Below are 10,623 nucleotides of genomic sequence, written 5' to 3'. Positions count from 1 at the left end.
AATGGCCCGTTGGTCAAGTGGTTAAGACACCGCCCTTTCACGGCGGTAACAGGGGTTCGAATCCCCTACGGGTCACCATAAATTTAATTGTTTAAACTACGGAGGATTAGCTCAGCTGGGAGAGCACCTGCCTTACAAGCAGGGGGTCGGCGGTTCGAGCCCGTCATCCTCCACCATATAAAAAATTATTATTTCATTATGGCAGAAATTATGATAAAATAATAATTGTGCATTTCTTTCATATCATCGAAGTCTCCCGATAGATGCACATCTTAGAAGTACTAATTAAAGAGCATATTCATATTCATTCATTCTCTATTGCCGCGGGGTGGAGCAGTCTGGTAGCTCGTCGGGCTCATAACCCGAAGGTCGGAGGTTCAAATCCTTCCCCCGCAACCAAATTATTACACGTTCTATGCCGAACAACTTCTTGTTCATATGAAACAGCAGTGACTATAATGTAACCGATTGGTCCCGTAGTGTAGAGGCCTACCACGCCTGCCTGTCACGCAGGAGATCGCGGGTTCGAATCCCGTCGGGACCGCCATTTTTATCTCAGTATTATAAATAAGGCTCGATAGCTCAGTCGGTAGAGCAGAGGACTGAAAATCCTCGTGTCGGCGGTTCGATTCCGTCTCGAGCCACCATTGGTAAAGGATTATACTATGCCGGTCTAGCTCAATTGGTAGAGCAACTGACTTGTAATCAGTAGGTTGGGGGTTCAAGTCCTCTGGCCGGCACCATTTATTTGGAGGGGTAGCGAAGTGGCTAAACGCGGCGGACTGTAAATCCGCTCCCTTAGGGTTCGGCGGTTCGAATCCGTCCCCCTCCATCATGTAGGGGTATAGTTTAATGGCAAAACAACGGTCTCCAAAACCGTCGATGTGGGTTCGACTCCTACTACCCCTGCCATTAACTATGCATAATCTGTTCGTGGCGGTTGTGGCGAAGTGGTTAACGCACCGGATTGTGGCTCCGGCACTCGTGGGTTCGAATCCCATCAGCCGCCCCATACATAATAATTTGTGTTGGGCTATAGCCAAGCGGTAAGGCAACGGACTTTGACTCCGTGATGCGTTGGTTCGAATCCAGCTAGCCCAGCCAACTTCACCTTTTATTGTGCGGAAGTAGTTCAGTGGTAGAATACCACCTTGCCAAGGTGGGGGTCGCGGGTTCGAATCCCGTCTTCCGCTCCATTATTATGCTAGACCAATTTTTACTATTGCTTTCTGCCTTTTAATCATTTAAAATTTCAATGTCGGCTAAGTTTAACTTAGACACGGCGGCATAGCCAAGTGGTAAGGCAGGGGTCTGCAAAACCCTTATCCCCGGTTCAAATCCGGGTGCCGCCTCTTATACCGTATTTTATCGCAACTGAGCGATGAAACACAAGTTTGTGAAACACCTACAACCCTTGTAGTATCAACGGTTTGTAGGTGTTTTTGTCTATTTAACATATTTTTCCTATTACGTAAGAATACGATGAGTTTCGATAGCTTACTACACAAACGCTACACATTTTTAAAAAAATCGGTCGCAAATTTCCTACATTTGTTAATTTATGTCAAGGGTATTTTTGCGTTAATTTAATGAAATTAAGAAAGAATTTATGTTTATATATCGAATTGATCTAAATTAAATCTAAGTTATCGTAATACATGTAGTTGAAATGCTACACACATTTTTAAACTACACATTTGATTGAAGAGAAAAACTGCAATAGAGTTCAATCACTTGATATGTAAGGATTTTAAGTGCATTCACTTTGTGTAGTGAACGCTACACATAGGCTGGAAATTGATGCAAATAACCTTAAATAATCTTGTTAAAATAACAGTCTTTTCGTTCTTGATACTACACATTTTTTCAAACACTACACATTTGTGTTAGAAGATTGGTACATGCTGGCAAATATCTGTCTTGTTGTTTCCGTATCTTCAGTCCTTAATTCTTCCAATACATGAGAATATCTATCTAGTGTAACAGTTACATTACTGTGACCTAACCTTTCGCTTATATAATTAACAGTTACTTCTTTCTTATAGATAAGAATACTGGCATGAGTATGCCTTAAACCATGTATTGATATTTCGGGTTTTATTTTTAATTTCCTTAATGTTTTTTTAAAATACCTATTTGTAAAAGAGTTGCTAAAAACTTTATACTTCGCCTGCGGATTAAAGAAAACTAATTCGTGTTCGTTATCTTCGTGAACAGCCTCTCGCTCAAATAATTGTTTAAAAACTTCCAACGTTCTATCATCCAAAGCCACGTTTCTCACAGATTGTTTATTCTTTGTGGTTCCGAAACCGGCTGGATTCTCTGAACTTTGGTGATATCCCCATGTTTTTTCTACTATGATCACTCCTGTATCAAAATCAAAGTCATTTCTAGTCAACCCCATCATTTCACCATATCTCAATCCAGAGGTCAAACCGAGTAAAATTAGATAATTAGTCATTGATTTATCGAGGTTATCGATAACATAAGACAATAATTTCTTACTGTCTTTATAATTTAAATATTTATCTTTCTCTTTCTTTTTGGGTATAGTGTAGTAAAGTTCGATACTATGTGTGAAATCGCTTTCGATTAACCCCTCATAAATTGCGATTTTCACACAAGCTCTTATTTGTATGTGAATTCTGGATACCGACTCAAAACCTCTCGTTTTACCAACCTCATTTATAAAAGCTTGATAGTGACGTGGTGTTATTTTTCTCATTTTTTCGTTTTTAAAATAATCTTTTATAAGAGAGTGAGTTAACTCATAAGAGTTTCTAGTAATTTCTGCAATTTTCTTTTTGTATAAATCTACCCAATCTATAAAAAAAATCAGCAAATGTTTCATCGATGTTTATGGCAAAATAAAAGTTAAGAGTATTGCAACCAAAATGTTAGAAGACCAGCTATAAAAAGTCAAGGTAAAAATAAAATTAATTTCAGAAATGTGATTTAGGTAAGCTATATAAAATTAGACACTCCAAATAAGCCATAATTTCATGTTTTAAAAATTATGGAAGGCGTAAGATAACTATGTTGTGCTAGGATCAGGTTGTGGCCTTGGCTCATAAGGTTTATTATCACGTAATATCGCAAAGATAATGTGGGTTAACTTTCTTGCCACAGCGCCAACTGCTGTGCCATGAGCTTTCCCACGTTTACGTAATCTTTGATAATGTAAGGAAAGTGCTGGATCATGATTGCTTGCGACAAAAGCTGCTTGCCAAATAGCTCGTCGTAAGTAAGGAGAGCCACGCTTAGATATACGAGTGTTCTGGCTATTAAAGTCACCCGATTGATGAACAGAAGCATCTAAACCTGCATAAGCAACGAGTTGTTCTGGACGCTCAAATCGCTTAATAGAACCAATTTCACCAAGAATCACACATGACGTCACATCACTAATACCAGTGATTGTCGTTAAATAGTGCTTTTGTCGATTAGATATTTCTATCATGATTTGTTCAATTTCTGACAGATGCTTCTCAATCAATTGAATTTGTTCCAAAAGCAGCTGAATTTGTAATTTAAACACATCTGTACCGATGGTGATGCCAAAAGTATTGAGTGCACTTTCTCTGATTTGATTTGCTTTATTTAATGCCCGTGACTCACCGAATCTACCGTTACTTGCTTTTTTCAGAAGATTAGCCAGTTTCTTTGTATCAACTTCTAAAATCTCTTCGGGTAATGTGTAGTTCATTAAGAGTTCTGTAGAGGATTTACCGAAGGTATCTGAAAACAGTTGTTCATATTCGGGAAACACTTGATCAAGTAATGAAATGACTTTCCGTTTAATATCGGATGCTTGCTCGACTAAATTGTAACGTAAACGCTCTAGATGTCTTAATCGTAGTAAGTCCTCTTCGATAAATGGTGTTTCATCCGGTGAATCAATACGAATCACTTGGGCGATTAAATAAGCATCTTGAACATCTGTTTTCGTTTTACGAATGTAAAAGTGACGCAACGCATCGGACTGAAGGGGATTAAAGACAGTCGTTTTAAAACCTAATTTATGGACAAATGAAAAGATAGATAACCAGTAGTGGCCTGTCGCTTCAAGCCCAATCACTGAGTTATCAGATGTAAGTTTGTGTTGATTAATATATTCAAGAAACTTTTCACTACCTGCCTTTGTATTGGCAAACCGTAAAGTTTTTCCAACAGGATGTCCTTGATTGTCAATCACTCCAACTTCGTGATGACGTTTACCGACATCAATACCAACATAAAACATAAAAAGCATCACCTAAATGATTATTTTCAGATGGAGGAAACCTCTTGTCCTTATAGATATCCAACCTCGTTCGATATACGACAACAAATGTGCCATCCAGCTCATACGAATGATTCTATAAAGAAAGAGGTGTCAGACTACCCAACGAAGACAATGCTTCAAGGTTGCATACGACAACCTCTATCTGATTAAATACATTATATCTAAAAAGATATAACGATTTAAAGCTAGTAAAAAACTAGCTAATAATAATATACGAGGTTGCATGTCATATAATTCTTGGATGCTAAAAAAGCATTCTTGCCGTATAATAGTCATAGGAAGTATCTCTCCAATCTTTTTGATAGTGTGATTTCAACTACTATTATACAAGATTTGGGGAGGTACTTCTTTTTTGACAACTCAAATCCCTTGCCCTGTAAGGGCTAGGAATTATGAAATTCACTCAACTATAAAGTTTTTATCAATTTTTGTTTTAATTGTTAATAAAGCATTATACTAAGATGTATCATGAATGAAGTGGTGGAATATTGATGAAAATAGATCGTCGTTAAGTATATGTTTCTTTAATTGCAATCATTATTTATAGTCTTTATTTATTTATTTATTGGTCCTTCTAATGTTGAATTACCTTTACCTACATTTACACAAAAAGAAGCGCTAAATGAAGTACAAGCTGAAGCGGAAAAAATAGGTATTGATTTAATTACGGAAGAGGAAATTTTTACTACTGATATTGTAGCTAATTCTAGCGTTGGTAGATATATGGAACATCATTCATTTAATGAAGAAAAGGTTCGCTTACTACAGAATGAAGTTACATTATATTCGTATGAGGTAGCTTCAATTGACCGGACGTATGCATATGATATGGAACAAAATCGTTTTATTTTAGCAGACAATATATATTTGCAAGAAGACCCCGATCAATTTGTCGTACATTATTTTGGTGAGGGGTACGAATTAAAAGGAAATAAACGGACGAGTGAAGATGAGTTATTTGATTATTGGGACGTTAAAAAAACGTATGTTGCTGAAACATCATTCACCGATATTGTTAATGTAGTAGATATTTATTTAATTGGTGAGCTCATTGTTGGATTTGAGCAGTACGGTTTAGCAAGAGGGTTTCCACAACCTGAAGAATCGATGGTTGAAATTATAGCGCATTTATTTATTTTGTTATTTTTAGCAAGTTTAGTCGTTTTCGTTACGATTCATCTCATTATAAAATTAGTAGAAAGGCAAGTAGAAGATTTTTGGGAACCATTTTTACTTACTATTGTAGCAGCGTTTGGTTGGGTATTTATTTCTAAAGCATTAGGTAGCAGTTTGAAAGGAATAGGAATTATTGAGCCGCTCATGATGATTTATTTAACGTTTGCTACTTTGCTTATACGATGGAAAAAGGATTCTCGTCCGTTAACGAATCGTATATACGAGTTACAGCCATCAGTTATTCATGGATTTTTATTAATGTTTATCGCCGTTTTATTAGCGGAAGGTTTCTTTTACATAGCGAGTTACTTTGATACGTGGGTATCGCCAGTGACAACGCATAATGTACTCGTTCAATTAGATATATCTTTAATTCCAATATTTACACTATTTATCGGCCTAAGTGCGGCAATTACAGAAGAAGCCATTTTTCGCCATTATATGGTATCGCTATTTGAGCGTTTCGGTATATTTATGTCGCTCGTTTTAACGTCATTTTTATGGGGAATTTTACATATTGGTTATGATATGTATCTTTGGTATTTATACGTTCTTGAGTTTATCGTTATTACAGGACCATTTTTCTATTTTGTCTATATGCGGTATGGATTTAGTGCAAGTATTTTTATGCATTATTTTTACAATGCTTGGGTAACGACATTGTTTCTATTTACAGTTGATGTAAGAGTGGCTATCGTTTCACTCTGCGTTATGTTAAGTCCATTTTTACTATTTATCGTTCGTAAAACAAATAAACGAATGGATAATCAATTAGAAATAAATTATTAATGATAAATATGTCTAAACAATTGCGCTGTGTGAAAAAAGCATTAAATTGGCTAAAGTTAGTTTAACATTTATGGCACTGACTTAAAAAATACACCGTAATTAATATGGATGTTATTGATTACTAAAAACGGTCAGAACTAATTTTACTGTTTCTGACCGTTTCTGCTCATTAAAATATAGGCTTGTCCCATCCTAGTGGATTTATCCTGCATTTTCTATTTGTAATGCTTGAAGCCTTTCATTTACTTCCTCTTCCGTCAATTCATGTTCAATGACATAGCGATTGTCACGGCTACGGCGACAAGCATCTGAACAACCTCGTAAATATTTATGTTCATTTTCCTCTGAACAGAGAATTTGTCTATTACAACTCGGTTCGGCACAGTTTACGTACCGTTCACACGGTGTACCGTCAAAATAATCTTTACCGACAACTACATGTTCCGTCTGATTAATTGGTACTGTTAACCGTTCGTCGAAAACGTAACAAACTCCATCCCATAACTTTCCTTTTACTTTTTGGTCTTTTCCATAAGTTACAATACCACCTTCAAGTTGAGCAACTTCAGGAAATCCTTCCTTAATAAGCCAACCAGTAAACTTTTCACAACGAATTCCACCTGTACAATATGTGAGGATACGTTTACCTTCTAATAAGTGGCGGTTTTTTTCTACCCATTTTGGTAATTCACGGAAATTGCGAATATCTGGGCGAATTGCTCCACGAAAATGACCGACATCGTATTCATAATCATTTCGTGTATCCAAAACTACTGTATCGTCATCATTCATCGCTTCATAAAATTGCTGCGGCTTTAAATATTGACCTGTTAGTTCCGTAGGATTGATTGGGTCTTCAAGTCTTAATGTTACGAGTTCTTTGCGTGGGCGAACGTGCATTTTTTTAAACGCATGGCCGTCATGGAGATCAATTTTAAAAATGATATCTTTAAAACGTTCGTCTTGTCGCATCGTATTCATGTAATGCTCTGTTTGTTCAACAGTACCAGATACGGTACCGTTAATCCCGTATTCAGCGACTAAAATACGCCCTTTTAATCCAATTTCTTTACAAAATTGTAAATGATCATCGGCGAATTGTTCGTAATCTGGAATATCAACGAAATGATAATAAAGTAAAACTTGATATTGATTTTGTTCCATATTGTTTACCACCTTAATTTTAATATTTACAAGATATTAACATTCGGCAGTATTATTACCTTGTAAAAAAATATTATATCACGGTATTTAAAGTTACTACAAATAGAAAATCAAATTAGCTGTAATTCTTCTTACTTTTGCAGGCTAACAGATTCAATTTTATTGAATTTGTGAGTTTATGATGGATGATAAATGATAAACAAAAATTTATTTATTACAACACGAAGCAAAAGTTAATGCGATGTTTTATGCTACGGCGAATGAATTAAAAACATTGTTGCCTAATTATGGTGAATCTTTAGCTATTGATAGTAAGGCTATTCAATCTTTTGCCAATCATAGAAATAAACATACGAAAAGAGATGGTCGCGATGATGTAGATGATGATTATGGCGTTAAATCGTACAAGGACGAGAGAGAAGACGGAACGCTCTGGGAGAAAATTGTCCGCTGGTCTGAATAATGACTTGCTTAAAAAACTCAAATCAATCCTCAAGGATAAGTATGCCCAATTTTAGGGATTAAAAGGAATATATAAGACAAAGCTGCGCTTTGGTTGTCACTTATACATTCAAAAAAAGAAAAGCCTTATTTTTTATTATTTTTTTAAAAAAGAGCTACATCGCAAAATGCTCATAAAATCAAACTGTTTAAATTTATAATTCGAGTTGTTTAGTAGAGCCTATTTAGCGCTTGTTTTACAACGACTGCTTGAATATTTACTAAGAGAATAAGGTTTGAATTTATCAACAGAGAAAATACAGGATGCCATTTGTAGTGCAACAGTTACACAGGTTAACATGGAAGGTAGGGAAATCTATATAAAAAATAAATCAGATGATGCTTTTGCAGACATTTTAAAAGCACTAAAACTGAAAAATATTCCAGCATACGGGAAAAATGACATGAGAATAAATGCATATATACAAAAGAAAAAATAAAAGAATCCCTTAAAACACGATAATGTCGATGTTTTTAGGGAGTTTTTGTTTTTAAAGTGTTAAAGTCGAGAATACCGCCTATGTTGTGCGTTTTTAACCCGTTTTTTAACTATAGCTAAAATATGCGGAAATCTGAAAGTGTACAATATCACGTTCGGCGGTACTTTTGTGTATATCACATTTGTATTATTTTTATTATAAAAAATTTTGAATTAATAAAATAGACAATGTGGAAGTAACCTTGATTTCTATTTAAATCATATTTCATCAAATTAAGATAGATAAACTCCGGGCGGTTAAACCATTAACTTTATATATTAATTTGTTTGTTCTACCATTTCCTCCTTTTCATGTATTGTTTTTTTCAACTTTTCCTTTTTGGGGCCCGGAATGAATAAAGTTAAAATAATTAACAGTAAGAATAATCCCGCCCCTATATAAGATAAGTTATTTACTGCAAATGTAATTCCTTCTCCTGAAGCTTGTAACATTAGTTGTTCAAAGGAAACTCCTAAGGATTGAAGTTTTTCCGACAAGGATGTACTAATCGTTTCTCCGTTTGTCATCGCAGCTTCTTGTAAGTCACCCATTAAATCATTGTCAATTCCAGCTGTACGAGCATTATTGACAAGTGCCGATTGTGTTGCATTTGCTGACATACTAGAGAATGTAACAATTCCAGTTATTGAACCAAATGGAACTCCAAAGTCTCGAATAAATGCTAACAATCCTGATCCAGCACCATATTTTTCCGGTGGGATGACATTTACGCCTAATTTAATTAAAATCGGTACCGATGAACCGATTCCAAATAAGAAAGCAATTAGTGCAACATTTGTAAATGAAATATCGTATGAAATTTGTGCATTAATAATTAAAGCGATAAATGGGAATACCAAGACGGTGAATAACAATCTTTTGTTGTTTACACGGTCAGATAAAGTCCCAGCAATCAGGCCTCCAATTACTCCGGCAAAGTAGACGAAGAAAAAGAAAAATCCAGATTCTGCAGCGTCTCCACCAGGTCTTAACGATAAGAAGAAGTTCATCGTGTAAATATATAATTGCATTGCTGCTATGTTAATTAAATAAATAATAACGATTAATGTATATATGCGATTTCGTAATAAAGATAGTTCCATTATTGGCCTTTCTACTTTATTTTCTACAAACCAAAGTGCGATGGCTGCAGATACGCCAACAACAACAGCACCTAACGTAATCGATGAAGTGAGGCCGAACACTTCAACGAGTGTTGAAATGGAAATTAAACATGCAGTAGCAATGAAAATTAAAATAATACCAGGGATATCGAAGCCAGCTTTTGATTCACCTTTTGATTCCTTAACGAAAAAGAAAATTGCAAAAAAGCCAGCAACTGCTAATGTTCCGCCTACCCAATAAATTATAGGCCAACCATACTTTGTAATTAAAATACCTGCTACAGCGGCACCTGTCATCGATGCAATACCTTGAAATCCATTGAAAATTCCTGATGCAAAACCACGTTTTTCAGGTGGGAAAATAACACCTATGTATGCGATTACAACCGGGAAAATACAAGCAACAGCAATACCTTGAAGCGCACGCATGGATAATAAAAATGAATATGTTGGGCTTAGTGCAGCTCCGTATTCAGAAAACGCGAATATAACCATACCGATCAAAATTATTTTTCTCCTACCAAATTGATCGGCTAAACGTCCGGTTACAGGGTAAAATGCTGCAGACATAACATAGAATGACACAACGATTAATCCTGAAAGCGAAGTTGGAATTTCAAAGGCTTGGGCAATCGCAGGAATAGCTGGTGCCTGGAATACCATTGCTTCAATCGCAACGAATGCTCCAAATACAAGTGCGATAAATTGAATCCACTGTTCTTTTGTTATTTTGACATTTTTATTTTCAACTCGATCTACATGTTCCACATTGGACCATCCTCTCCAAATAATTGTAATTACATTAAACGATAATTAAAAATTTTGGAATAATAATAAAATTTAAATCACTCCTCTCTCTTTGATTTCAACTATCGAAACTGAATAATAGACTCACATCCTGTGTAAGCGCCTTCATAAAGTGTAAAAATTAATCATAATGCTTGTTTCCTGTTGAGGTGCTGTAAAACGTTGAATAATTGTGTAGTAGGGTTTATATATCACATTAAATTATATAAACCTTATTCTGAGATGACGTAAAATATTTTGTGTAAAGGTCTTTTCAATAAAAAATAGGTAGGGTATCCTCGGAATTGTCGGATTCCAT

General features: G+C 35.5%; 6 protein-coding genes, 12 tRNA genes and 1 pseudogene. 15 read left to right on the top strand and 4 right to left on the bottom strand.

Translation table 11 applies throughout. From position 1 onward, the window contains the following. The first annotated feature begins 3 nt into the window (after nucleotides 1-3). The 12 genes from ABU914_RS14865 (at nucleotide 4) to ABU914_RS14810 (ending at nucleotide 1,352) form a co-directional block, all read left to right on the top strand. Nucleotides 4-78: transfer RNA gene (locus ABU914_RS14865), tRNA-Glu, on the top strand. Between the two features lie 22 nt (nucleotides 79-100). Beyond that, a tRNA-Val gene (locus ABU914_RS14860) sits at nucleotides 101-176 on the top strand. Nucleotides 177-322: 146 nt separating this feature from the next. After that, nucleotides 323-399 (top strand) — tRNA-Met (locus ABU914_RS14855). A gap of 71 nt (nucleotides 400-470) precedes the next feature. Further along, a tRNA-Asp gene (locus ABU914_RS14850) sits at nucleotides 471-547 on the top strand. A 24-nt stretch (nucleotides 548-571) separates the two neighbouring features. After that, a tRNA-Phe gene (locus ABU914_RS14845) sits at nucleotides 572-647 on the top strand. Between the two features lie 20 nt (nucleotides 648-667). After that, nucleotides 668-743, top strand: a tRNA-Thr gene (locus tag ABU914_RS14840). A 7-nt stretch (nucleotides 744-750) separates the two neighbouring features. After that, nucleotides 751-832 (top strand) — tRNA-Tyr (locus ABU914_RS14835). A gap of 6 nt (nucleotides 833-838) precedes the next feature. Further along, nucleotides 839-912: transfer RNA gene (locus tag ABU914_RS14830), tRNA-Trp, on the top strand. 24 nt (nucleotides 913-936) lie between these two features. Then, nucleotides 937-1,012 (top strand) — tRNA-His (locus tag ABU914_RS14825). A 17-nt stretch (nucleotides 1,013-1,029) separates the two neighbouring features. Further along, a tRNA-Gln gene (locus tag ABU914_RS14820) sits at nucleotides 1,030-1,104 on the top strand. A 17-nt stretch (nucleotides 1,105-1,121) separates the two neighbouring features. Continuing rightward, a tRNA-Gly gene (locus ABU914_RS14815) sits at nucleotides 1,122-1,196 on the top strand. Nucleotides 1,197-1,281: 85 nt separating this feature from the next. After that, nucleotides 1,282-1,352: transfer RNA gene (locus ABU914_RS14810), tRNA-Cys, on the top strand. A gap of 521 nt (nucleotides 1,353-1,873) precedes the next feature. On the opposite strand, the gene ABU914_RS14805 is transcribed toward ABU914_RS14810, so the two are convergent. Beyond that, the gene (locus ABU914_RS14805; protein WP_379670478.1) at nucleotides 1,874-2,842 is read right to left on the bottom strand and encodes a tyrosine-type recombinase/integrase; all 969 of its coding nucleotides are present in this window, start codon (nucleotides 2,840-2,842) and stop codon (nucleotides 1,874-1,876) included. A 192-nt stretch (nucleotides 2,843-3,034) separates the two neighbouring features. Further along, nucleotides 3,035-4,243, bottom strand: coding sequence for an IS110 family RNA-guided transposase (locus tag ABU914_RS14800; RefSeq protein WP_379670477.1), 1,209 nt, complete (start codon nucleotides 4,241-4,243; stop codon nucleotides 3,035-3,037). Nucleotides 4,244-4,813: 570 nt separating this feature from the next. Here ABU914_RS14800 and ABU914_RS14795 point away from each other — a divergent pair. Next, a complete protein-coding gene (locus ABU914_RS14795; protein WP_379670476.1) occupies nucleotides 4,814-6,250 on the top strand; it encodes a CPBP family intramembrane glutamic endopeptidase in 1,437 nt (478 codons plus the stop codon). A gap of 201 nt (nucleotides 6,251-6,451) precedes the next feature. Here ABU914_RS14795 and trhO read toward each other — a convergent pair whose 3' ends face one another. Then, complete coding sequence (gene trhO, locus ABU914_RS14790; protein WP_379670475.1) at nucleotides 6,452-7,414, bottom strand: oxygen-dependent tRNA uridine(34) hydroxylase TrhO; 963 nt, start codon at nucleotides 7,412-7,414, stop codon at nucleotides 6,452-6,454. Between the two features lie 241 nt (nucleotides 7,415-7,655). Here trhO and ABU914_RS14785 point away from each other — a divergent pair, with 241 nt between their 5' ends. Together ABU914_RS14785 and ABU914_RS14780 are read left to right on the top strand one after the other, a co-directional pair. Then, a complete protein-coding gene (locus tag ABU914_RS14785) occupies nucleotides 7,656-7,877 on the top strand; it encodes a hypothetical protein (protein ID WP_379670474.1) in 222 nt (73 codons plus the stop codon). A 208-nt stretch (nucleotides 7,878-8,085) separates the two neighbouring features. Then, nucleotides 8,086-8,355, top strand: a pseudogene (locus ABU914_RS14780) (IS1634 family transposase); the annotation flags it as partial. 317 nt (nucleotides 8,356-8,672) lie between these two features. Here the strand turns inward: ABU914_RS14780 and ABU914_RS14775 are convergent. Continuing rightward, complete coding sequence (locus ABU914_RS14775) at nucleotides 8,673-10,286, bottom strand: MFS transporter (RefSeq protein ID WP_379670472.1); 1,614 nt, start codon at nucleotides 10,284-10,286, stop codon at nucleotides 8,673-8,675. Nucleotides 10,287-10,623: the final 337 nt, after the last annotated feature.

The sequence above is a fragment of the Pueribacillus sp. YX66 genome (assembly GCF_041725775.1).
Classification (GTDB): Bacteria; Bacillota; Bacilli; order Bacillales; family UBA6769; genus Pueribacillus.
Note: the sequence above shows the minus strand (reverse complement) of the source record. Positions and strands in the feature narration are given on the sequence as shown.